The following is a 20,716-nucleotide window of genomic DNA, read 5'->3' as shown; positions in this document are numbered from 1 at the left end:
CATGACCCGCACTGTGACCGCCAACATCTCGCTCTCGCTCGACGGGCGGGTGAACGGCGCCGGCGGCGACTACGACATGAGCTGGATCGTGCCGCACGCGATCACCGAGGGTGCCCGGGACCACATGATCCGGGTGACCCGGCCGGCCACCACGATCCTGCTCGGCCGGAAGAACTACGAAGGCTTCGGCGGCTTCTGGCCGGCGGTGGCCGACGACGAGAATGCGGCCCCGCAGGACCGCGCGTTCTCGCAGTGGCTGAACGAGACCGAGAAGGTGGTCTTCTCGACGACGCTGACCGAGGCGCCCTGGCAGCACTCCCGGATCGCCGACGGCGAGCCCGCGGACGTGGTGAAGCAGCTCCGCGCCCAGGACGGCGGCGACATCATCGTGCTGGCCAGCTCGAGCGTGATCCGTGCACTGCTGGCCGCCGACGAGATCGACCGGCTGAGCATCACGCTGGACCCCGAGCTGGTCGGCGGCGGCGCCCGGCTCTTCGAGGACGGGCTGCCGGCTACCTCCTGGAAGCTGACCGACTCCACCCCGACCGAGTCCGGCGCGCTCTGCCTGATCTACGACCGGGTCCGCTCCTGACCGATTGGCCATCCGACGCATATTGTCGGACAATCAGACAGATTGACCGGGTTGCCGTAGCGTGGTGGGCACGGCGGAGGCGAAGGGCGGACGGATGACCGAGACGCGGCAGGACGGCCAGGGATTCCGGGACGGCACGGCGTACGGCGTCGACAGTGAGGTCGGTCCGCTGCGGACGGTGATGCTGCACCGGCCGGGCAACGAGCTCCGTCGGCTCACACCGCGCAACAACGACAAGCTGCTGTTCGACGGCATCCCGTGGGTCGGGCGGGCGCAGGACGAGCACGACGCGTTCGCCCAGGCGCTCCGGGACCGCGACGTCGAGGTGCTGTATCTCGGCGAGCTGCTGACCGAGTCGCTCGACCATCCGGAGGCCCGCGCCCAGGCAGTCGCCGGCGCGACCGAGGACCTGCGGCTGGGCGACACCCTCCGCGACTACCTGCGGGCCGCCCTCGGCGACCTGGAGCCGGCCGCGCTGGCCGAGGCCCTGATGGCCGGCGTGCGCAACGACGAGGTGCACGCCGGCGGGCTGGTCACCTCGCTGCTGGCGCACGAGGACTTCCTGATCGACCCCCTGCCGAACCTGCTCTTCACCCGCGACTCGAGCGTCTGGATCCGGGACTCGGTGGCGGTCACCTCGCTCGCGATGCCGGCCCGGGCGCGCGAGACACAGCTGACCGAGCTGATCTACACGTTCCACCCGCGGTTCGCGGGGGCCGACAAGGTGTATGACCACCAACTGGAGCATGTCGAGGGCGGGGACGTGCTCGCGCTCGGCCCCGGCGTCCTGGCGGTCGGAGTCGGCGAGCGGACGACGCCTGCCGGCGTAGAGCGGCTCGCCCAGCGGGTGTTCACGAAGGGCCTCGCCCACACCGTGCTCGCCGTACCGATCGCGCAGCAGCGGGCGACGATGCACCTCGACACCGTCTGCACGATGGTCGACACCGACGCCGTCCTGATGTATCCGAACATGGCCGAGGAGATGCGGGCGCTGGCGGTCACCACCGACGGCGACCGGTTGCACGTCGCGGAGTCCGAGCCGTTCCTGGTCGCGGCGGCGAAGGCGCTCGGCATCGACACCCTGCGGCGCATCGACACCGGCCTGGACCCGGTGACGGCCGAGCGCGAGCAGTGGGACGACGGCAACAACACCCTGGCCCTGGCGCCGCGGGTGTGCATCGCCTACGAGCGGACCGTGGAGACCAACGCGCGCCTGGAGGAGTCCGGCATCGAGGTCATCCGCATCTCCGGCTCCGAACTCGGCTCCGGCCGCGGCGGCCCCCGCTGCATGTCCTGCCCGGTCCTCCGCGCCCCAGTCACCACCTGACCCGGTGGGTTGTGAGCCTGGCGACACGCGGAGTGAAATCGGGGGTTGTGCGGAGCCCTTGGCCTGAGTACTCTTCATGCCTAGGCCCAGGCCCTGTTGCTCCCCCGTCAGCAGGACTTGGGCCGTCCACGTTCCTAGGCTGGATTCGACGTCATGGCCTAGACCACTGTGAGTACAGAGAAAACGCCCGGCTGATGATTCAGCCGGGCGTTCGTCTTGCTGCGGGTCAGCGGATGGTGAGTTGGCGGCTGGCGAGGCCGGCGCGGGCGGCTCGTTCCTCGGTGGTGAGCGGGGCCTCGGTGGCGAGTGCCTTCTCCAGCGCCGTCGCGAAGTCGGCGGCCGGCTTCTCGACGTCGGCGGCCTCGGTGCCGGCGGGCAGCTCCCAGACCGGCGCCAGGACGCCGAGCGCGCGGAACGAGCCGATCAGCCGGCTGCCGTCCACGATCGCGGACGAGCCCGCGGCGTGCAGCCGGGCCAGGGCGTCGAGCAGCGTGTCCTCGGTGTGCGGCAGCACCCAGCGCAGGTAGATGCGATCGCCGATCGTCGTCCAGTACGCCGCCTCGACCGACTCCAGCCGGACCGTCGGCGCAGCCGCGGCGTTCGCGCGCTCCAGACCGGCCGCGACCTCACCGGTCGGGTCCTCGACGTTCTCGCCGACCCAGTACTCGAAGCCGTCGTGGACCTTGATGTCGAGCGGCTTGCTCGTGTCGATCAGGTCCTGCAGCCGCGGGCCGTCCTTCATCAGGTCGCCGACCTGCACCGGGTGTCCCGGGTCGGTGCGCAGCGCGGCGGTGATCGCGTGGCCGAGATCGCGGCTCGGGTCGCCCGACGAGGCGTGCGTCTGCATCCCGATCCAGATGGTCTCGTCGTCGCGCACCACACCCGGCATAGCCATCGGTAGCAGGGTGACCAGGTTGATCACCTTGCCGGCGTGGTCACCGACGAGCTCGATCTGCACGGTGCCGGACGGCACGATCTCCCGGAAGGCGATCAGGTCGCACTCCGACGGCAGCCCCTCGAACGGCCGCACCACGAAGCTGTCCGCGGTCTGCGCCCGGTCCTTGCCGTGGCACTGCTTGAACCGCTTGCCCGAACCGCACGGGCAGGGTTCGCGCGGCCCGACGTCCACCAGATCGGCCGGGTCGAGCGTGACGGTCGTCGTCGTGTTCTTCGCGCGCTGCCGCGACTTCTTTCCCATAACCCCGCAGTCTTACAGCCGAGCCCACCCGAGGGCCAACCAGCTCCCACCGCACGCGAAGGGTTAACCGTTCGTGGTGGGGGTTCTCCGCTCGCAGACCAACGGAGAGCCCCCCGCACCAGGGGGTATCCCCTCGCGTTGGGGCGGACGGGCGCCGGGGAGGCGCGCGGATCAGTTCGGGATCACCGCGTGCACCGTGCGGTGCGAGCTGGCGGTGCGGACGTCCCAGCCGGAGGTGAGGACGTCGACGATGGCCAGGCCGCGGCCGCCGATCGACTCCGGGTGCGGGTCGCTGATCCGCTGCGGCTCGGTGTCGCCGCGGCCGTCGGTGACCTCGACATGGATTCCTGCCTTGTCGATCCACCACGCGGCCCGCACTTCACCGGCCGGCAGCGGGGGTGCATACCGGATGGCGTTGGAGAGCAGCTCCGAGAGCACCAGCTGCGCGTCGTCAGAGGCGGCAACGGTGACCCGGTAGCGCTTCAGGTAGGCGGCCAGACGGCGACGGGCGTCCGCTACCGCGGACACTTCATGCGGCAGTACGACGTCCACGACGCTCACGTCGGCGGGCAGGGTCGCAGAGGACAAGCACGGTCTCCTCGATGATCGGTTCAGCCACAGGAACTTCTGCCCACGAACCACGCCCGGAAAACACCCGCAAGTATTCCGTTACATAGCCTCTCGAAGATCACGGCCAAAAACGCTGAAACCGTAACGAAATCGACGGAATTGAACGTTTACGATAACCGCCTGCATTCATGTCGCTACGTATCCGAACCGCGTGACACAAGCCACACAATTTCGTCCCGGCGTGTCACAAACCCGCTGGTCAGTTACGACGTCCTACGCCTTCCGGCCCCTCCGCGAGGACCCGGAGCGCGACGTCCGGGCGGTCGCTGATCACCGCGTCGACGCCGATGTCGCGGCAGTGCCGGATGTCGTCCTCGGCGTTCACGGTCCAGACGTGGACCTGGTGCCCGTGCTTGTGCGCGCGGTCGACGTACTCCGGATGCGCGGTGACGATCTCCAGGCTCGGTCCGGCGTACGAGACGCCGGTCGGCAGCGAGCCGTCGCGGAAGCGCAGCGGGACGCGGTCCATCAGCAGGACCGTGCGCAGGCCGGGCGCCGCGGCACGCATCCGGCGCAGCGAGAGCCAGGAGAAGCTCATCACTCGGGCCGGGGACTCGCTGCCGACCTTCGGGTGCGCCCAGCCGAAGCGGTCGAGGGCCTCGATCAGGCGGCGTTCGACCAGGCCGGCGTACCGGGTCGGGTGCTTGGTCTCGATCGCGAGCTCGACCGGCCGGCCGGCGTCCCGCACGGTGGCGAGCAGCGTCTCGAGCGTGAGCACCTTCCGGACGTCGAGGCCGGGCAGCTCGGCGTCCTCGTCCAGCTCGGCCCACGGATGCTTCCAGGAGCCCCAGTCGTACGTCTCCAGCTCCTCGAGGCTCATCGTGGACAGCACGCCGCGGCCGTTCGACGTGCGCTCGATCCGGCGGTCGTGGACGCACACCAGGTGCCCGTCGGAGGTCAGCCGGACATCGCACTCGAGTCCGTCCGCGCCGACTTCGATCGCCCGCTGGTACGCCGCGAGAGTGTGCTCAGGATTGACGTCACTGGCGCCGCGATGAGCTACGACGCGCGGGAGCTTCCGCATGAAAGAAACTCTTTCACAGGGTCGGCGAAGATTGGCGGCATGGACATGCGGGCGATCGTGCTGGACGGGCCGGTGGAGCCGGAGGAGCTTCGGGTGCGGCGGGTGCCGGTGCCGGAGCCGGCGGCCGGTTGGGTGCGGATCAAGGTGGAGGCGTTCGGGCTGAACCGCTCGGAGTACCACCTCCGCGCCGGGCTGGCGACGAACGCGCGGTTCCCGCTGATCCCCGGCATCGAGGCCGCCGGGACGGTCGACCTCGCGCCGGGTGGTGAATTCACCAGCGGGCAGCAGGTCGTGGCGATGATGGGCGGGATGGGCCGCGAGTACGACGGCGGGTACGCCGAGTACACCGTCGTCCCGGCGTCGTCGGTGATCCCGGTGACGACCGACCTGGACTGGGCGACGCTCGGCGCGCTGCCGGAGATGCTGCAGACGGCACACGGCTCGCTCCATACGGGCCTCGGGATCGAGCCGGGCCAGTCGCTGCTGGTCCGCGGCGGTACGTCGTCGGTCGGCGTCGCGGCGGCCGTCCTGGCGAAGGAGCACGGGTTGACCGTGTTCTCGACGACGCGGAATCCGCAGCGCGTACAGGTGCTCCGCGAGCTCGGCGTCGATCACCCGATCGTTGACGACGGCAACGTTGCGCAAAAGGTCCGGGAGATTCTGCCGAACGGCGTTCACGCGGCGCTCGAACTGGTCGGGACGAATGTCCTCCCCGACACTCTGAAAGCCACGGCTGTGCACGGAACGGTGTGTTTCACGGGAATGCTCAGCGACACCTGGACGATCCCGGACTTCTACCCGATCGGCTACCTCCCGAACGGCGTCCGGCTGACGGCGTACGGCGGCGAGAGCTCGGACCTGCCCGCCGACGCGTTCCAGCGGTACGTCGACCTGGTCGCGGCCGGCACGCTCCCGATCCGGATCGACCGCGTCTTCACGATGGACGAGATCGGCGAGGCGCACCGCATCATGCAGGACGGCAAGGCGGTCGGGAAGCTCGTCGTACGGGTCGGGGGTCCCGCCACCTGACGGGACCCCCGACGACTCAGGCGGTGGCCTCCTGCGGCGCGACGAGACGGCCGGCGGGACGGGGCAGGCCGTAGTGTTCGCGCAGGGTCGTGCCGGTGTACCCGGTCCGGAACAGGCCGCGGGCCTGCAGGATCGGGATCACCTCGTCGACGAACGTGGTCAGACCGGACGGCAGGACCGGCGGCATCACGTTGAAGCCGTCCGCCGCGCCAGCCTCGAACCAGTGCTGGATCGCGTCCGCGACCTGCTCCGGCGTGCCGGTGAAGGTCCGGTGCCCGCGCCCGCCGCCGAGCCGGCCGATCAGCTCGCGGACAGTCAGCTTCTCCCGCCGGGCGAGTGTGACGATCAGCGTGTACCGGCTCTTGGCGCCCTCGATCTCGTCCTCGTCCGGCAGATCGGCGGGCAGTTGCTGGTCGAACGGCAGATCCTCCGGCGCCACCCGCAGCGTGCGGGCCAGCTGCAGCCGCGCGTACTCCGGCCGGATCAGCGAGTCCAGCTGGTGTTCCAGCCGCTCCGCCTCCGCGACCGTGGACCCGATCACCGGCACGATCCCGGGCAGGATCTTCACCGACGACGGGTCCCGCCCGAGCGCCGCCGTCCGCGCCTTGAGGTCGCGGTAGAACTCCTGCGCGTCCTCCAGCGTCTGCTGCGCGGTGAACACGGCTTCGGCGTACCGAGCCGCCAGGCCCTTGCCGTCCTCCGACGACCCGGCCTGGACGATCAGAGGGTGCCCCTGCGGCGAGCGCGGCAGGTTCAGCGGCCCACGGACCTGGAAGTGCCGCCCGACGTGGTCGATCGGCACCACGCGCTCGTTCAGCGCCCACACACCGGACGCCTTGTCCGCGATCGCCGCGTCGTCCTGCCACGAGTCCCAGAGCTGGTACGCGACCTCGAGGAACTCGGCGGCGCGCTCGTACCGCTCCGCGTGCGCCGGCTGGTCGGCCAGGTTGAAGTTGCGCGCCGCCTCCGGCCCGGCTGTGGTGACGACGTTCCAGCCCGCGCGGCCGCCGCTCACGTGGTCGACGCTGGCGAACCGGCGGGCCAGGTTGAACGGCTCGTTGTACGTCGTGGACGCGGTGGCGATCAGCCCGATCCGCGACGTGACCGCCGCGATCGCGGTCAGCAGCACGGTCGGCTCCAGCGAGCCGGCCGGGCGCCGCCCGACGTCGCCGAACAGCACCGGCGAGTCCGCGAAGAAGATCGAGTCGAACTTGCCGCGCTCGGCCAGCTGCGCCAGCGCCTGGTAGTGCGCCACGGACGTGTTCGCGAACGGGTCGCTCTCCGGCAGCCGCCAGGACGCCTCGTGGTGACCGGTGCTCATCAGGAACGCGTTCAGGTGCAGTTGTCTACTGGGCCTGCTCATACCGAAACTCCCAAGGCGTCGAGAAGCCGCGACCGGACCGCGGCGAATCCTGGATCGGCCGCGCTCCGGGGCGCCGCCAGCGTGATGGTTTCCTCGGCGACGATCCGGCCGGCGTCGAGCACGATCACCCGGTCGGCCAGCACGATCGCCTCGTCGACGTCGTGCGTCACCAGCAGTACGGCGGGTTGGTGCGCCGCGCACAGCTTCCGCAGCAGCGCGTGCATCTTCAGCCGGGTCAGCGCGTCCAGCGCCCCGAAGGGCTCGTCCGCGAGCAACAGCTCCGGCTCTCGCACGAGCGACCGCGCCAACGCGACCCGCTGCTGCTCGCCGCCGGACAGCTCGTTCGGCCAGGCCTTCTCGCGTCCGGCGAGTCCGACCTCCGCCAGGCTCTCGCGGCCGCGGTCGTCCGCAGCGCCCAACCCGAGCACGACATTGTCCAGCACTCTTGCCCATGGCAACAGCCTGGAGTCCTGGAACACCACCGAGACGTTCGCCGGGACGGCCAGCTCACCGGTTCCCTCGACGTCGTGGTCCAGGCCGGCGAGGGCCCGCAGCAGCGTGCTCTTCCCGGATCCGCTCTTCCCCAGCAGTGCGACGAATTCGCCGGGCGCGATGTCCAGGTCCAGCCCGTCCAGGACGGGGCGATCGTCGTACCGGCGGATCAGGTCACGGACCTGGACGGTCAGGAGGCCAACGTTCGTCGCCATGACAGCGCCCTCCTCTGGACCAGGCGGACGACCGCGTCGGACAGCAGACCAAGGACGCCGTACACGACCAGGCCGACGATGATGATGTCGGTCTGCCCGTACGTGCGGGCCAGTTCCATCATGTAGCCGATGCCGCTGGTGGAGTTGATCTGCTCGACGACGACCAGCGACAGCCAGGCGCCGGTGACGGCGAACCGCAGCCCGAGCAGGAAGCCGGGCAGCGCGCCCGGCAGGACGACGCGCCGGACGAACTCCCACTGCGACAACCCGACGGTCTGCGCGAGCTCGACGTACCGGCTGTCGATCGTGCGCAGCCCGTTGTGGGTGTGGATGTAGATCGGCACGAACACCCCGAGCAGGATGGTGACGATCTTCATCGACTCGCCGATGCCCAGCCAGAGGATCAGCAGCGGCAGCAGGGCCAGCGACGGGATCGCGCGCTTGATCTGGATCGGGCCGTCGAGGACCGCCTCACCGAGCCGGGACAGGCCGGAGATCAGCGCGAGGACGACGCCGAGCACGATGCCGAGCGCGAGGCCGACGAGCGCACGCTGCGCGGACGTCCACAGGTTCGACTGCAGGCGGCCGTCGGCGATCAGGTCGCCGGCCGTGGTCACCACGGTCCACGGCGCGGACAGGACTCGTTGGTCGATCCAACCGGTGGCGGATCCGATGCTCCAGATCACCAGCAGCAGCACCGGCCCGATCGCGGACCCGAACCGGATCGGCGTGCCCGGTCCGAGCCGGCGGCGCCGTACGACGGGGCTGGTCGCGGCGCGCGGACGCAGCCCGGGCAGGGTGGTGGCGCTCATTTGGCGCCTGCCTTGATCGCGTCCGTGGCGACGGTCTGGAACCGCAGGTCGTACAGGTCCTTGGCCTCGATCACCTTGTTGCCGGTCTCGTGGGCGAGCAACTCGATCGTTTCCTGCTGGCGCTCGATCGCGTCACTCCAGTCGGCCGGGATGTCCGGGTGACCGGCGTTGTCGACCAGCCACTGCCCGTCGGCGGCGCTCAGGCCTTGGTTCTTGACGTAGTAGCCCTCGATCCACTCCTTGGGGTGCTTGTCGATCCATTCCTGGGCGACACCCCAGGCAGCGACGTACGCGCGGATCGCGGCGGCCTTCGCCGGGTCCTCGAGCGACTCGACCGGACCGTAGAGGTGGCCGGCGTCGTCGCGCAGGCCGTGGTCGATCGTGCTCGCGCCGTCCTTGCCGTACTTCGCCAGGTACCGCTTGATCTGGACGCCGCCGATCGGCGCCACGTCGACCTGCTTGCCGGCGAGCGCCTGGGCGTAGACGTCGCCGGTGCTCGGCAGCTCGACCAGCTTGACGTCGTCCTTGGTCAGTCCCGCCTTCTGCAGGACCTTCAGGATCAGCGCGCCCTGCGCCTGCCCAGGGCTGTACGCGATCTTCTTGCCGCGTAGGTCACCGAGGGTCTTCACCGACACCCCGGGGGCGACGCCGAGCTTGTAGATCGGGTGGTGCAGCGGGTCCTGGCGGAACTTGGAGGCGACGATCTTCACGTGCAGACCGGTCCAGGTCGCGTGGATCGGGGGGATCTCGGCGACCGAGCCGAGGTCCAGGGCGTGCGCCCGGAACGCCTCGGTGGTCTGGGGACCACCGCTCAGGTTCGCGAACTGGACGTACTTCGAGACCTTGTCGTACTGGCCGGAGAGCTTCAGCGCGACCTCGGTGGCGGGATCGCCGACGACGATCTTGGCGCCGTCCGGGACCGCGGTCGGCAGCGGTGCGTCGAGCGAGAGCTTCGCGGAGTCGGCGGCCGCGTTCGCGCCGCAACCGGCGACGAGGGCGAGCAGGGCGAGGGCGGGGAGGAGGCGTTTTCTAGACATGGTGTGCTTTCGCGTAGCGGCCGTCGTGGTAGAGCAGCGACTCGTGCTCACGGCGTTCGGTATGGGTGGCGAGGCGGGCGACGACCAGGTAGTGGTCGCCGACGGCGAAGCGGTGCGCGATCTGCGCCCGCAGGAAGCTCGGGACGTCGTCGAGGACCGGTTCGCCGGTGGGCAGCCGCGACCAGCGGGTCGGTTCGGCGAACCGGTCGATGCCGCTGGTGGCGAACCGGCCGGCGATCGCGTGCTGGTCGGCGGACAGGAAGTTGATCACCACGCTGCTCGCCGTGCTCACGGCCGGCCAACTGGACGCGCTGGTGGCGATCGCGAACGAGACGAGCGGCGGCAGCAGGCTGATCGAGACCAGCGAGGTCGCGGTGAAGCCGACCGGGCCGTGCCCGGCGTCCGCGGTGATCACCACGACGCCGGCGGCGTGGCGACGGAACACGGAGCGGTAGACGTCGGCGTCCACCGTCCGCTCCACGGATCGGTCCGGGACGACGGACAGGGCAGGACGGTTCAAGGCAGGTACGGACATGTCTCTCCCTCGGAACGGGGCAGGGACCACAGGTGAAGTGAGGCGTGATCAGACAGGCCTCATGCGAGCAGCAGCGAGTGAACGCGTCACCGACAGGTGGCGCTCGCCGTCCGCAGCAGGTCGATGACGCGACGGCGGGTGAGGTGTGTCGTCGTCATGTCAGCTATCTTCGCATCAATGTCCACCAAGTAACTAGACAATCTCGTGATCCGGACTCACACGCCGCGACCCCGATGCGTTCTACTTACGTGATGGCTCTGCGGTTACCCCCGTTCCAGGCGTTGATCGACGCGCACTGGCAGGACGTGGCCAGGCTGGCCCGCGCGCTGGCGGGTCCGGACGACGGCGACGACGTCGCGCAACGCGCCTGGGAGAAGGCGTACGCGGCGTACCCGGCGCTGACGTCGGCGAAGAACCTGCGCAGCTGGCTGCTGACCATCACCGCCCGGTGCGCGACCGACGTGCACCGGGCGCGGAAACCGCAGCGCCCGCTGGACGAGGCGCCGCCGGTCGCGGTCGACGGGCCCGAGACCGCGGACTGGCCGGACCCCGACCTGTGGCGGGCGGTCAACGACCTCCCGGAGCGGCAACGCTTCGCGATCACGCTCAAATACGTCGGCGACCTGGACCACCACGGCGTGGCCGCCGCTCTGGACACCACGCCCGCCGCGTCGCGCCGGCTCGTCAGCGACGCGCTGGCGACCCTGCGCACGAAACTCGGAGTACACGATGACTGATCTCGAGAGCCGGCTGACCCGGCTCAGCACCCCCGGCCTGAGGCCGCCCGTCCTGCCGGCCGCCGACGTCGCCTACACGCTGCACGACACCCCGCTCGGGACGATGCTGCTCGCGATCGCGCGCGGGCGGGTCGTGGCCAGCTCGTTCGACGACGAGGAGACGATGACCGACCGGCTCGCCCGGGCCGTGTCGCCGCGGGTCCTGCGGCAACCCGGCCCGCTGGACGACGTACGACGGCAACTCGACGAGTACCTCGCCGGGCAGCGCAGGGCGTTCGACCTGGACGTCGATCTGGTCCTGGCGTCGCCGTTCCAGCGGCTGGTGCTCGAGGACCTGCCGACGCACACGAGCTACGGGCGGACCACGACGTACGGCGCGGTGGCCGGCGACATCGCCCGGCCGAAGGCGGCGCGCGCGGTCGGGACCGCGCTGGGCGCCAACCCGGTGTGCGTCGTGCTGCCCTGCCATCGGGTGATCGGTGCGAACGGCGCGCTCACCGGGTACGCCGGGGGCCTCGAGGCGAAGCGATTCTTGCTGAATCTCGAAGCAAAAAGCTGAGTTTTCCTGAATAGCCCGGAATGGTTTTACACTCGAAATTCAAAGGAGCAGATCCCCAATGTGGAGTGGGGATCTGCTCCTCCTGACATGTCAGGAAGTTGCCGGTTGGTGGATCTCCAGGATGAGCCGGCGCCGGCCGCCCCAGTCGCGTTTGTAGACCTTGTAGTCGTCGATTCCGGCGGCCGCGCAGAGCCGGCCGTAGCTGATCTCGTCGTGGATGAAGTGCACGCTGCTGCGGTCGTCGTCGTGCTCGGTGGTGACGATCCGGTGCTCCGGGCCCTGGCGCATCCCTCCGGCGATCTCGCCCGCGGTCGCCGGGCCCCAGACCGGGCCCTCGATGATCGCGATCCCGCCCGGCTTCAGCACCCGGGAGATCTCGCAGATGGTGGAGATCTGCTCGTCCTCGGCGAACAGCTCGTGGAACGCCGTCCACAGGCAGATCACCGCGTCGAACGAGTCCCACTTGTACGGCAGGTCGGTCATCGAGCCGATCGCCCAGTCGATCGCGAGCTCCTCCTCGGCGGCCGCGGCCCGGCCGGCCTCGAGCAGGTTCGGTGAGATGTCCAGCGCCCGCACCACCTTGCCCGCGCGGCGCAGCGGCAGCGCGACCCGGCCGTACCCGCAGCACAGGTCGAGCACCGACTCCCGACCGACCAGCAGCTCCTCGACCGCCGCGACGATGGCGGCGTCCCGCTCGGGCGTTGTCCGCGCGGCCAGTCCGTCGGCGCCGAGCTCGGCGTATTCGGCCCGGCTACGCAGTGCGGAATTCAGCATGCGGCAAGTATTCCGGTCCCGGTGGGTCAGTTGTCCAGCAGGGATCTGCCGGCGGTGAAGAATTCCAGTACGTCGGACAGTTCGGCCAACGTTCGGGTGGCGCCGAACGGCGCGTTCCAGAAAGCACCGGTCCGCGGTATCCAGGGCCCGACGTACGCGTACGGCTCGGGCAGGTGGTCGTCACCGGGCGAAACGCCGTAGTTGACCTCGTCGACGGTGATCCCGACGTCGAAGTGCTCGGGCCACAGGACGGGTGTCTCGCCCGGCGCGAACGCCCGCAGTGCCGCGTCACCGCGGGCGAAGGCCTCCGCGAGCAACCGGGCCGCGGCCGGGTCGATCTCGAGGTGCTCGTGTGGGGCGATCATCGGGCCGCCGGAGTACACCTCGTCGAGCGGCCTCGCCTCGAGGCCCACGGCGGCAGCGACTTGGGCGTACGTGCCGGTCAGCCGGACGGTGCCCGCCGGCGCGACGAGCGCGTCGCCCTCGACCCGGAAGTCGCCGTCGGTGGTGCCGAACCCGCCGGGGACGACGCGCAGCCGGATGCCGCCTCCCCGGCCGTGCTGCGGCCCGGCGAGGACGAGCTCGGCGACGCCGTGCAGGGATCGACGGGTTACGGCGAGCGAACGTTCGTCCATGGCTGCGGTCTCCTCTGTAACGCCCAGGCCGTGTGTCGGCACTGATCACCTGATCGATTGGTGCCGCGAAGGGTGGGAGACGTTACATGGACTGGCATCGGGTGGACGAGGTCGACGTACCGGCGGACGGGCGCGTCCGCAGCGTGGTGGTCGACGGCCGGAGCATCGCGCTGGCCCGCTGCGGGGCGCGGCTCGGCGCGCTGGAGAACAAGTGCCCGCACCAAGGCGGCCCGCTCGGGGAAGGGTCGATCGAGAAGGGGCTGCTGCGGTGTCCGTGGCACGGGTACGACTACGACCCGATCAGCGGCCGACCGCCGGAGGGGTTCTCCGACAGCGTCCCGTCGTATCCGGTGGACGAGCGGGCGGACGGGGTCTATGTGCAGTTGCCGGACCGGCAGGAAGCGGTCCGGACCGTGGCCGACGTCCTCGTGGAGACATTGGTTGCCCACGGCATCAGTCATGTGTTCGGGATGGTGGGGCACTCCAATCTCGGCTTCGCCGAGGCGATGCGGCGGGCCGAGGACCGCGGTGAACTCACCTACATCGGTATCCGGCACGAAGGTGCGGCCTCGTTCGCGGCCGGTGCCTACGGCAAGCTCACGGGCCGTCCTGCGGTCTGCTTCGCGATCGCCGGTCCGGGATCGACCAACCTGCTCACCGGACTGTACGACGCGAAGCTCGACGGCTCCCCCGTCCTGGCCGTCTCCGGTCAGGTGCCGTCGAAGTGGCTCGGCCGCGGCGCGTTCCAGGACCTCGATCTGACCGCGGTCTTCAAGGACGTCGCCGTCTCGAGTACGGCGGTCCAGGCCGGCAGCGATCACGCCGAGCTGGCCGCGCTGGCGGTCAAGCACGCGATCGACGGCCGCGGCGTCGCGCATCTCGTGCTGCCCGACGAGGTACAGGTCCAACCGTCCGACGCGGCGGCCAAGAACCCCAGCGGGCGGCTCTCCGGCCGCCGGATCCGGCCGGACGAGGACACGCTGGTCCGTGCGGCGGCACTGATCCGCGACGCACGCCGGCCGGTGATGATCGTGGGCCACGGCGCCCGTGGAGCCGAGACCGAGGTCCGCGAGCTGGCCGAGCGCCTGAACATGCCGGTGCTGACCACCTTCAAGGCCAAGGGACTGTTGCCGGACACGCATCCGCTCGGCGCCGGGGTGCTCGGCCGCAGCGGTACGCCGGTCGCGAGCTGGCTGATGAACGAGTCGGACCTGCTCGTCGTGGCCGGCGCCTCGTTCTCGAACCACACCGGTATCGCGGCGTACAAGCCGATCGTCCAGATCGACGACGACCACACCGCGATCGGACGCTTCGACGCGGTCGCCGTGGACGTGCTCGGCGACGCGCGGCTCGCGCTGTCCGCGCTCACCGGCATGCTCGGCGAGGTCAAGGCCGAGGACCAGCGGCCGGACGTGGCCGAGCGCTGGGCGATCTGGCGCGCGGAGAAACAGCGGCGCGTGAACGACGACCGAGGCCGCGGTGTGTCGGCGGCGGCCGTGTTCGACGCGCTCTCGAAGCATCTGCCCGCGGACGCGGTCGTGACCGTTGACGTCGGCAACCATGCGTACTCGCTCGGCCGGTACCTGGAGTCGAAAGGCCAACCGGTGCTGATGTCCGGCTACCTCGGATCGATCGGCTTCGGGTATCCCGCCGCGCTCGGCGCGTGGGCGGCCGCTCCGGGCCGGCCGATCGTCGCGGTGACCGGTGACGGCGGCTTCGCGCAGTACGCCGCCGAGCTCACGACCGCGGTCAAGTACGGCATCCCGATCAAGCACGTACTGCTCGACAACCACTCGCTCGGCAAGATCAGCAAGGAGCAGCTCGCCGCCGACTACCCGGTCTGGCACACCTCGCTGCACAACCCCGACTGGGCCGCGTACGCCGAACTGTGCGGCGCGACCGGCCTGCGGGTCACCCGTCGTCAGGACCTGGACGACGCGATGACCGAACTGTTCACCGCCACCGGCCCCGTCCTGCTCTGTGTCGAGCAGGACGCGGAACTTCTCTGAGGAGACATCGATGACCGAGTACGACGACCTCCGCGCCCTGTTCCTCAACTGCACGCTGAAGCGGTCGCCGGCCGTCAGCAACACCGAGGGACTCATCGACGTCAGCCGGAAGATCCTGGAGAAGCAGGGCGTCCAGGTGGACGTGATCCGCGCGATCGACCACGACATCGCCACCGGGGTCTGGCCGGACATGACCGAGCACGGCTGGGCGACCGACGCCTGGCCGGCGATCCAGGAGCAGGTGATGGCCGCCGACATCCTGGTGATCGCCGGACCGATCTGGCTCGGCGACAACAGCTCGGTCACCAAACAGGTGATCGAACGCCTGTACGGCAACTCGTCGATCCTGAACGAGCACGGACAGTACGCGTACTACGGCCGCGTCGGCGGCTGCCTGATCACCGGCAACGAGGACGGCGTCAAGCACTGCGCGATGAACGTCCTGTATTCGCTGCAGCACCTCGGGTACACGATCCCGCCGCAGGCCGACGCCGGGTGGATCGGCGAGGCCGGCCCGGGACCGTCGTACCTGGACGAGGGTTCGGGTGGGCCGGACAACGACTTCACCAACCGGAACACGACCTTCATGACCTGGAACCTGCTGCACCTCGCGCGGATGCTGAAGGACGCCGGCGGCGTACCGGCGCACGGCAACCAGCGCTCCGAGTGGGACGCCGGCTGCCGCTTCGACTTCGAGAACCCGGAGTACCGCTGACGTCCGGGGTGCTGCTGTACCGTCGGCTTGTGGGGGTGGTGGTGCCGACGGACGACGTCCTCGTCGCCGGGCTGCGGACCGGGGACGAGGAGACGTTCGTGTGTCTGCTGAACGGCTGGTCCGGCTCGATGCTGCGGCTGGCCCGGTCGTTCGTGTCCACGTCGGCCAGTGCCGAGGAGGTCGTGCAGGACACCTGGCTGGCGGTGTTCGAGGGGATCGACCGCTTCGAGAGCCGGTCGTCGCTGCGGACGTGGGTGTACCGGATCCTGGTGAACATCGCCCGCAAGCGGGCCACCCGCGAGCAGCGGACCGTCCCGTGGACGAGCCTTGTGCCGGACAGCGAGCCGACGGTCGACCCGCAGCGTTTCCGGGGCGCCGACGACCGGTATCCGGGCGGCTGGCGCACGTTCCCGGACCGCTGGCCGACCACCGAGAGCGAGGTCCTGGCCCACGAGGTCCGGTCCACCGTGGCCGCGGCGATCGAGGGCCTGCCGATCCGGCAGCAGGTCGTGCTGACGTTACGAGACATCGACGGACACGACGCCGAGGACGTGTGTGCGTTGCTGGAGATCTCCATGGCCAATCAACGGGTCCTGCTGCATCGCGCCAGGGCAGCCGTTCGCGGCCGGCTGGACCACTACTTCACGGGAGCTGACGCATGACGTGCGCCGAGCTGGTCGAGCTCGTCACCGCCTATCTCGACGGTGCGTTGGCCCCGGAGACCGAGCAGCGGTTCGTCGAGCATCTGGCGCTCTGCGACGGTTGCGAGATCTACGTCGAGCAGATCCGGCGCACTGCGGCCGAGGTCGGGCGGGTCCGCCCCGAGAACCTGCCCGAGGAGACCCGCGACCGGCTGCTCGACGCCTTCCGTTCCTTCCCGCGCGGTTGACCGCGTAACGTCCGGCCGCGTCGACGGCACTGAAGCGGTATGCCGGACGTGGAGTTCACCAACCTGTTCGCGGTCGTCCTGATCGCGCTGCTCGCACCGCTGCTGCTCGGGCTCGCACCGCGACTCCGGGTCCCGGCGGTCGTCCTCGAGATCGTCGCCGGGATCGTGCTCGGTCCGCACGGCCTCGGCCTGATCGACGTCGACCTGCCGCTGCAGATCGTCTCGCTGCTCGGGCTGGGCTTCCTGTTGTTCCTGGCCGGCCTCGAGATCGACGTACACCGGCTGCGCGGACAGGTGCTGCGGCTGGCGGTCCTGGGCTATCTGGTGACGTTGCTGCTGGGCGGCCTGGCCGGCTTCGGGTTCTCTGCGGTCGGCTGGGTGAACAGCGCGCTCTTGCTCGCTGTCACGTTGTCAGCGACGTCCTTGGGTCTGGTCGTGCCCGTCCTCAAGGACGCGGGCAAGGCCGAGGGCAGCGTCGGGCAGTTCACCATCGCGGCCGCATCCGTCGCCGACTTCGCTGCCGTACTGGTGCTGTCACTCGTCTTCTCGACCGAGGGAGGCAGTGCGGGCGAACGGCTCGTCATGGTCGCGCTCTTCGCTCTGCTGGTGGTCGTCACGGGTCTCGTCGTCGCCACCGCCGGACGATCGCAGCGACTCGGCGGGGTCCTGCTGCGACTGCAGGACACCACAGCGGAGATCAGGGTCCGGGCCGCTGTGGTGCTGCTGGTCGCCTTCGTCGCCTTGGCGGAGCAGTTCGGGCTGGAGACGATCCTCGGGGCGTTCCTGGCCGGAGCGGTGGTCGGACTGGTCGACCGGGACGCCGCCTCGCATCCGCGCTTCCGGATCAAGCTGGAGGCGTTGGGCTACGGGTTCCTGATCCCGGTGTTCTTCGTGACGAGTGGACTCCGGCTCGATCTGCGCGGCCTGCTCGAGGACCCGGCCGCGCTCGTCCGGGTGCCGTTGTTCCTGCTCGCGTTGCTCGTCGTGCGCGGCGCACCGGCGTACCTCGCCGTGCGGACACTGGGCCCCCGGTCGACGGCTGCGGCGGCGCTGCTGCAGGCGACGTCGCTGCCGTTCATCGTGACGGCGACGCAGATCGGCGTGGCGACCGGGCTGATGAGCCCGGTCACCGCCGCCGCTCTGGTCTGCGCCGGGCTGCTGTCCGTGCTGGTGTTCCCGGCGGTCGCGCTGGTGCTGCTCAGGCAGCCTGCCGCCGACCGATCCGGCCGAGCAGTACCGCAGCCACCATCGAGACGATGATCGACGTGTACGTCGCGCCGAGCCAGCTGGGCACGGGCTGGTCGTTGAACAGGGCCTGCTGGAGCTTGGTCCAGAACGGCGACCAGCCCGCGACGGTGCCGGGGTTCACCAACTGGTACGCGACGAAGCCGATCAGCCACGCGACGGTCGGCTGCCAGCGGAACTTCGCCGTACCGGACACGTCCCACTTCATCTTGCTGACCACGAAGAAGTCGGCGATCGCGACCGCGAACAGCGGAACGAAGACCGAGCCGATCAGGTACAGGAACTGCGTGTAGCTGCCGAGGTCGATGAACAGCGCGATCCCGGTGGCGATCACGCCGATCACGACCGAGATCCACCGCCGGTCGATGTGGCCGATCAGGTTGTGCGCGGCCATCGTGGTCGAGTAGACGTTCGCGTACGCCTCGTCGACCTCGTCCACCAGCAGCACGAGCAGGGCGATCGCACCGGCCGGCAGCGTGACCAGTGCGGTGATGACGTCGTCGCTGTTCGTCCCCAGCGTCGCAACGGCGACCACACCGAGCGCGTAGTACGCGATGGCGGCCAGGCCGTAGCCGAGCGAGGAACCGGCGAACGCCGCCTTGTTGGTCCGCGAGTGCCGCGTGTAGTCCGCGGCCAGCGGGGCGAACGACACGACACCGGCCGCGGCGAGGTCGACGGCCGGCCAGAAGCCGAACACGCTGTCCTGCGGCAGGGCGTGCGTCGGCTTGCTCAGCACCTGCACGAACAGGTACACCGACGCGATCAGCACCAGCCAGACCATGAACTTGCGCAGGATCTTCACGCTGCCCAGCGGACGCACCGCCATCGCGGTCGCGATCACCCCGGCGAGGACGACGAACAGCCAGCGCCAGCGCTCACTCGTCACCGCGACCGCGGCCTGCGAGATCACGATGATCTCCATCGTCGCCCAGCCGACGTTCTGCGCGATGTTCAGCACGGTCGGCGCCATCGAGCCGCGGCGGCCGAACAGACCACGCAGACACGCCATCGCCGGCGCACCGGTCTGCGACCCGAACACGGCCGCACCGCCGAGCACCAGCGCACCGATGCCACAGCCGACGACGACCGCGAGCAGGCCCTGCCACAGCGAGCCGGTGTACGCCGCGACCAGCGCACCGGTCACGGGGCCGAACAGCGAGATGCCGAAGTTGCCCCAGAGCGTGAACTGGTCGAAGAAGCCGAGCGTGCGCGGCGCATCGGTGGTGAGAACGAGCGGAGCCTCGGTGGAGCTCGACGGACGAACAGCTGTATCGGTCATGAGTGACCCCACTCCCTACGCCGGCATTACCCGGTCAGGTTCAGGCGGTCGGCGACCCAGCTGTCGCCCTCTCAGCCCGCGCATCCTCGGTGCGAGCTCCCGCATAGGTTGGTGCTGCAAGTTTAACGCGTCAGCTATTTTCCGGCAGCGCGGCCGCTCGTTCTATGAGCGCCGCCACCTCGGGGCCGTTCGTGACGACCGGCATGTGCGCACCCGTCTCCAGCGTGCGCGCCTCACCGTGACTGAGCTCGGCGAGCTGCTCGAGCCACTCCTTCGTACACATCAGGTCGTGCTTGCCGCGGACCAGGACCACCGGCGCCCGGACGTGCGGCATCACCGCGGCCAGGTCGTGGATCCGCGATGCCTCCCCGGCGCGGGCGATCGACGGCAGCGTCGTGCGCGCGTACTGCGGGCTGATCCGGACCAGCTTCGGCACATCCGGGATCGCGGACCCGACGAGCCGGACGGCGCGGTCGACCCAGCTCGACATCCGGGCATCACCCGTCGGGGCCACGAGCACGAGCGCGTGCACCAGCTCGGGGTAGCGCACCGCCGTCTCGACGACGACCTGACAGCTCGCCGAGTGGCCGACCAGCACCGACCGCTCGCGGATCTTCTCGGCCAGCGCCACCGCGAGCGCCCGCGGATGCAGGTCCTCCCGAGCGCCCGCCGGTTCGCCGTACCCGGGCAGCGTCACCACGTGGTACGGCGTGACGAGATGCTCGGCGGTCCGCGCGTACGACTCCGGGCCGAGGCCCAGGCCGGGCACGAGGACGATCGGTGCGCTCACTCCCAGGGCGCCTTGGCCGGAGCGCCTTTGACGACGGGGTTCGTTACATCGGGCTTCAGCTCGCGATACCCGAGGAACAGGCCGACGGCGAGAAGCAGCAGGCCGACCCCACCCCAGCCGTACGCCGTGGGCAGCCGGTGCAGCGCGTCGTCGCTGCTGCCCAGCCCCGTGGACAGCACCATGAGCAGCCAGACCAGGATCAGCACCACCGACACCGCGACCAGCAGCAACCCAGCGAGCTCGGCCGGCTCGGGCCGACGACCGGCCTTGCGGCGGGCCAGCACGTCCCGGATCCACATCACCAGCGCGCCGGTGCCGACGACCAGGAGCAGCAGCTGGCCGATCGCGTCGAGCACGTCGGTCCGCAACGGGTGGTTGAGTGGTGAGCCGGGCGCCTGGGAGATCTCCCGCAGCGCGACGCGCTGGACGGACACGACGAGCAGACCGTAGATCGCGGCGATGAACGTCGCCAGGCCGACGACCCGAGCGGCACGCGGATCCCGCGACGGCTCGTCCCGGCCGTACGTCGGGAGCTCATGCGGCTGCGGGCTCGCTTCGGCGCCGTAGGGTGCGCCGGGGCGGTAGGCCGGGGGCTGGTGGTACGCCGGGTTGCCCTGCGGTTGCGGCTGGGTCCCGTACGGCTGTGGCTGCGCGTACTGGAACTGCTCCGGCGGGGCAGGCGGGCCGGCGTACGTGCCACCGCCGTACGGAGCGGGCGGAGCGTAGTGATGCTCCTCACCAGCTGCCTGCTGCTTCTCGGGCTCATCGCCCCGGCCGTACGTCGGGAAGTCCTGTGACGACATCGGTGCTCCCTCCGTCGCGCCCAGTCT

Annotated in this window: 23 protein-coding genes and 1 riboswitch; of the genes, 10 read left to right on the top strand and 13 right to left on the bottom strand. The window is 70.1% G+C overall.

What is annotated here, in order from left to right; genetic code table 11:
• Nucleotide 1: 1 nt before the first annotated feature.
• Nucleotides 2-592, top strand: a complete 591-nt coding sequence (locus tag AB0L64_RS02680) for a dihydrofolate reductase family protein (RefSeq protein WP_363706993.1) — start codon at nucleotides 2-4, stop codon at nucleotides 590-592.
• Between the two features lie 94 nt (nucleotides 593-686).
• Nucleotides 687-1,919: an arginine deiminase gene (locus AB0L64_RS02675; protein WP_363706991.1), complete on the top strand. Its 1,233-nt coding sequence runs from the start codon at nucleotides 687-689 to the stop codon at nucleotides 1,917-1,919.
• 226 nt (nucleotides 1,920-2,145) lie between these two features.
• On the opposite strand, the gene AB0L64_RS02670 is transcribed toward AB0L64_RS02675, so the two are convergent.
• From AB0L64_RS02670 to AB0L64_RS02660, 3 genes are all read right to left on the bottom strand, one after another.
• A complete protein-coding gene (locus AB0L64_RS02670) occupies nucleotides 2,146-3,117 on the bottom strand; it encodes a DUF5926 family protein (protein WP_363706989.1) in 972 nt (323 codons plus the stop codon).
• A 171-nt stretch (nucleotides 3,118-3,288) separates the two neighbouring features.
• Nucleotides 3,289-3,705: an ATP-binding protein gene (locus AB0L64_RS02665; RefSeq protein ID WP_355693373.1), complete on the bottom strand. Its 417-nt coding sequence runs from the start codon at nucleotides 3,703-3,705 to the stop codon at nucleotides 3,289-3,291.
• Nucleotides 3,706-3,946: 241 nt separating this feature from the next.
• Nucleotides 3,947-4,771 (bottom strand): glycerophosphodiester phosphodiesterase family protein, encoded by an 825-nt coding sequence (locus AB0L64_RS02660; protein WP_363706986.1) that lies wholly within the window; start codon nucleotides 4,769-4,771, stop codon nucleotides 3,947-3,949.
• Between the two features lie 39 nt (nucleotides 4,772-4,810).
• On the opposite strand from AB0L64_RS02660, the gene AB0L64_RS02655 reads away from it, so the two are divergent.
• Entirely contained in the window at nucleotides 4,811-5,800 is a 990-nt protein-coding gene (locus AB0L64_RS02655; protein WP_363706984.1) for a zinc-binding alcohol dehydrogenase family protein, read from the top strand.
• Nucleotides 5,801-5,816: 16 nt separating this feature from the next.
• Here the strand turns inward: AB0L64_RS02655 and AB0L64_RS02650 are convergent, their stop codons facing one another.
• The 5 genes from AB0L64_RS02650 to AB0L64_RS02630 are packed head-to-tail and all read right to left on the bottom strand — an operon-like array spanning nucleotide 5,817 to nucleotide 10,254.
• On the bottom strand, nucleotides 5,817-7,163 hold the full coding sequence (locus AB0L64_RS02650; RefSeq protein ID WP_363706982.1) for an LLM class flavin-dependent oxidoreductase: 1,347 nt from the start codon (nucleotides 7,161-7,163) through the stop codon (nucleotides 5,817-5,819).
• Nucleotides 7,160-7,870, bottom strand: a complete 711-nt coding sequence (locus tag AB0L64_RS02645; RefSeq protein ID WP_363706980.1) for an ABC transporter ATP-binding protein — start codon at nucleotides 7,868-7,870, stop codon at nucleotides 7,160-7,162. The genes AB0L64_RS02650 and AB0L64_RS02645 overlap by 4 nt, the downstream gene beginning before the upstream one ends.
• Nucleotides 7,846-8,682 carry an ABC transporter permease gene (locus tag AB0L64_RS02640; protein ID WP_363706978.1) on the bottom strand — a complete coding sequence of 279 codons (837 nt, stop codon included), beginning with the start codon at nucleotides 8,680-8,682 and terminating at the stop codon, nucleotides 7,846-7,848. Before AB0L64_RS02640 ends, AB0L64_RS02645 begins: the two co-directional genes overlap by 25 nt.
• A complete protein-coding gene (locus AB0L64_RS02635; protein ID WP_363706976.1) occupies nucleotides 8,679-9,719 on the bottom strand; it encodes an ABC transporter substrate-binding protein in 1,041 nt (346 codons plus the stop codon). Before AB0L64_RS02635 ends, AB0L64_RS02640 begins: the two co-directional genes overlap by 4 nt.
• Complete coding sequence (locus AB0L64_RS02630; RefSeq protein WP_363706974.1) at nucleotides 9,712-10,254, bottom strand: flavin reductase family protein; 543 nt, start codon at nucleotides 10,252-10,254, stop codon at nucleotides 9,712-9,714. Before AB0L64_RS02630 ends, AB0L64_RS02635 begins: the two co-directional genes overlap by 8 nt.
• Nucleotides 10,255-10,505: 251 nt before the next feature.
• On the opposite strand from AB0L64_RS02630, the gene AB0L64_RS02625 reads away from it, so the two are divergent.
• Together AB0L64_RS02625 and AB0L64_RS02620 are read left to right on the top strand one after the other, a co-directional pair.
• Nucleotides 10,506-10,991, top strand: a complete 486-nt coding sequence (locus AB0L64_RS02625; RefSeq protein WP_355693388.1) for a sigma-70 family RNA polymerase sigma factor — start codon at nucleotides 10,506-10,508, stop codon at nucleotides 10,989-10,991.
• Entirely contained in the window at nucleotides 10,984-11,550 is a 567-nt protein-coding gene (locus AB0L64_RS02620) for a methylated-DNA--[protein]-cysteine S-methyltransferase (protein WP_363706972.1), read from the top strand. Before AB0L64_RS02625 ends, AB0L64_RS02620 begins: the two co-directional genes overlap by 8 nt.
• Nucleotides 11,551-11,640: 90 nt before the next feature.
• On the opposite strand, the gene AB0L64_RS02615 is transcribed toward AB0L64_RS02620, so the two are convergent.
• Together AB0L64_RS02615 and AB0L64_RS02610 are read right to left on the bottom strand one after the other, a co-directional pair.
• Nucleotides 11,641-12,324: a class I SAM-dependent methyltransferase gene (locus AB0L64_RS02615; protein WP_363706970.1), complete on the bottom strand. Its 684-nt coding sequence runs from the start codon at nucleotides 12,322-12,324 to the stop codon at nucleotides 11,641-11,643.
• 26 nt (nucleotides 12,325-12,350) lie between these two features.
• Entirely contained in the window at nucleotides 12,351-12,959 is a 609-nt protein-coding gene (locus AB0L64_RS02610; RefSeq protein WP_363706968.1) for a hypothetical protein, read from the bottom strand.
• A gap of 86 nt (nucleotides 12,960-13,045) precedes the next feature.
• Between AB0L64_RS02610 and AB0L64_RS02605 the strand changes: the two genes are divergently transcribed.
• From AB0L64_RS02605 to AB0L64_RS02585, 5 genes are read left to right on the top strand one after another with little or no spacing between them, the layout of a single operon-like run.
• The gene (locus AB0L64_RS02605) at nucleotides 13,046-14,968 is read left to right on the top strand and encodes a thiamine pyrophosphate-binding protein (RefSeq protein ID WP_363706966.1); all 1,923 of its coding nucleotides are present in this window, start codon (nucleotides 13,046-13,048) and stop codon (nucleotides 14,966-14,968) included.
• 10 nt (nucleotides 14,969-14,978) lie between these two features.
• Nucleotides 14,979-15,683 (top strand): flavodoxin family protein, encoded by a 705-nt coding sequence (locus AB0L64_RS02600; RefSeq protein ID WP_363706964.1) that lies wholly within the window; start codon nucleotides 14,979-14,981, stop codon nucleotides 15,681-15,683.
• Between the two features lie 29 nt (nucleotides 15,684-15,712).
• Nucleotides 15,713-16,345: a sigma-70 family RNA polymerase sigma factor gene (locus tag AB0L64_RS02595; protein WP_363706962.1), complete on the top strand. Its 633-nt coding sequence runs from the start codon at nucleotides 15,713-15,715 to the stop codon at nucleotides 16,343-16,345.
• A complete protein-coding gene (locus AB0L64_RS02590) occupies nucleotides 16,342-16,572 on the top strand; it encodes an anti-sigma factor (protein ID WP_363706960.1) in 231 nt (76 codons plus the stop codon). The genes AB0L64_RS02595 and AB0L64_RS02590 overlap by 4 nt, the downstream gene beginning before the upstream one ends.
• A 39-nt stretch (nucleotides 16,573-16,611) precedes the next feature.
• Nucleotides 16,612-17,832 (top strand): cation:proton antiporter, encoded by a 1,221-nt coding sequence (locus tag AB0L64_RS02585; RefSeq protein WP_363706958.1) that lies wholly within the window; start codon nucleotides 16,612-16,614, stop codon nucleotides 17,830-17,832.
• Here the strand turns inward: AB0L64_RS02585 and AB0L64_RS02580 are convergent.
• From AB0L64_RS02580 to AB0L64_RS02570, 3 genes are all read right to left on the bottom strand, one after another.
• A complete protein-coding gene (locus AB0L64_RS02580) occupies nucleotides 17,771-19,096 on the bottom strand; it encodes a cytosine permease (RefSeq protein ID WP_363706956.1) in 1,326 nt (441 codons plus the stop codon). The genes AB0L64_RS02585 and AB0L64_RS02580 overlap by 62 nt on opposite strands.
• A riboswitch (TPP riboswitch) is annotated at nucleotides 19,092-19,209 on the bottom strand. (Overlaps the previous gene by 5 nt.)
• Nucleotides 19,210-19,226: 17 nt before the next feature.
• The gene (locus AB0L64_RS02575; protein ID WP_363706954.1) at nucleotides 19,227-19,886 is read right to left on the bottom strand and encodes an alpha/beta hydrolase; all 660 of its coding nucleotides are present in this window, start codon (nucleotides 19,884-19,886) and stop codon (nucleotides 19,227-19,229) included.
• Nucleotides 19,883-20,689, bottom strand: a complete 807-nt coding sequence (locus AB0L64_RS02570; RefSeq protein WP_363706952.1) for a hypothetical protein — start codon at nucleotides 20,687-20,689, stop codon at nucleotides 19,883-19,885. The genes AB0L64_RS02575 and AB0L64_RS02570 overlap by 4 nt, the downstream gene beginning before the upstream one ends.
• Nucleotides 20,690-20,716: the final 27 nt, after the last annotated feature.

The sequence above is a fragment of the Kribbella sp. NPDC051936 genome (assembly GCF_040680955.1).
GTDB lineage: Bacteria > Actinomycetota > Actinomycetes > Propionibacteriales > Kribbellaceae > Kribbella.
This window is presented reverse-complemented; position numbering and strand designations above follow the sequence as displayed.

What these genes read in the sequence shown, in the direction of transcription:
- AB0L64_RS02680 (WP_363706993.1), top strand. Translation starts at nt 2, where the DNA reads ATGACCCGCACTGTGACCGCCAACATCTCGCTCTCGCTCGACGGGCGG.
- AB0L64_RS02675 (WP_363706991.1), top strand. Translation starts at nt 687, where the DNA reads ATGACCGAGACGCGGCAGGACGGCCAGGGATTCCGGGACGGCACGGCG.
- AB0L64_RS02670 (WP_363706989.1), bottom strand. Translation starts at nt 3,117, where the DNA reads ATGGGAAAGAAGTCGCGGCAGCGCGCGAAGAACACGACGACGACCGTC.
- AB0L64_RS02660 (WP_363706986.1), bottom strand. Translation starts at nt 4,771, where the DNA reads ATGCGGAAGCTCCCGCGCGTCGTAGCTCATCGCGGCGCCAGTGACGTC.
- AB0L64_RS02655 (WP_363706984.1), top strand. Translation starts at nt 4,811, where the DNA reads ATGGACATGCGGGCGATCGTGCTGGACGGGCCGGTGGAGCCGGAGGAG.
- AB0L64_RS02650 (WP_363706982.1), bottom strand. Translation starts at nt 7,163, where the DNA reads ATGAGCAGGCCCAGTAGACAACTGCACCTGAACGCGTTCCTGATGAGC.
- AB0L64_RS02645 (WP_363706980.1), bottom strand. Translation starts at nt 7,870, where the DNA reads ATGGCGACGAACGTTGGCCTCCTGACCGTCCAGGTCCGTGACCTGATC.
- AB0L64_RS02640 (WP_363706978.1), bottom strand. Translation starts at nt 8,682, where the DNA reads ATGAGCGCCACCACCCTGCCCGGGCTGCGTCCGCGCGCCGCGACCAGC.
- AB0L64_RS02635 (WP_363706976.1), bottom strand. Translation starts at nt 9,719, where the DNA reads ATGTCTAGAAAACGCCTCCTCCCCGCCCTCGCCCTGCTCGCCCTCGTC.
- AB0L64_RS02630 (WP_363706974.1), bottom strand. Translation starts at nt 10,254, where the DNA reads ATGTCCGTACCTGCCTTGAACCGTCCTGCCCTGTCCGTCGTCCCGGAC.
- AB0L64_RS02625 (WP_355693388.1), top strand. Translation starts at nt 10,506, where the DNA reads ATGGCTCTGCGGTTACCCCCGTTCCAGGCGTTGATCGACGCGCACTGG.
- AB0L64_RS02620 (WP_363706972.1), top strand. Translation starts at nt 10,984, where the DNA reads ATGACTGATCTCGAGAGCCGGCTGACCCGGCTCAGCACCCCCGGCCTG.
- AB0L64_RS02615 (WP_363706970.1), bottom strand. Translation starts at nt 12,324, where the DNA reads ATGCTGAATTCCGCACTGCGTAGCCGGGCCGAATACGCCGAGCTCGGC.
- AB0L64_RS02610 (WP_363706968.1), bottom strand. Translation starts at nt 12,959, where the DNA reads ATGGACGAACGTTCGCTCGCCGTAACCCGTCGATCCCTGCACGGCGTC.
- AB0L64_RS02605 (WP_363706966.1), top strand. Translation starts at nt 13,046, where the DNA reads ATGGACTGGCATCGGGTGGACGAGGTCGACGTACCGGCGGACGGGCGC.
- AB0L64_RS02600 (WP_363706964.1), top strand. Translation starts at nt 14,979, where the DNA reads ATGACCGAGTACGACGACCTCCGCGCCCTGTTCCTCAACTGCACGCTG.
- AB0L64_RS02590 (WP_363706960.1), top strand. Translation starts at nt 16,342, where the DNA reads ATGACGTGCGCCGAGCTGGTCGAGCTCGTCACCGCCTATCTCGACGGT.
- AB0L64_RS02585 (WP_363706958.1), top strand. Translation starts at nt 16,612, where the DNA reads ATGCCGGACGTGGAGTTCACCAACCTGTTCGCGGTCGTCCTGATCGCG.
- AB0L64_RS02580 (WP_363706956.1), bottom strand. Translation starts at nt 19,096, where the DNA reads ATGACCGATACAGCTGTTCGTCCGTCGAGCTCCACCGAGGCTCCGCTC.
- AB0L64_RS02570 (WP_363706952.1), bottom strand. Translation starts at nt 20,689, where the DNA reads ATGTCGTCACAGGACTTCCCGACGTACGGCCGGGGCGATGAGCCCGAG.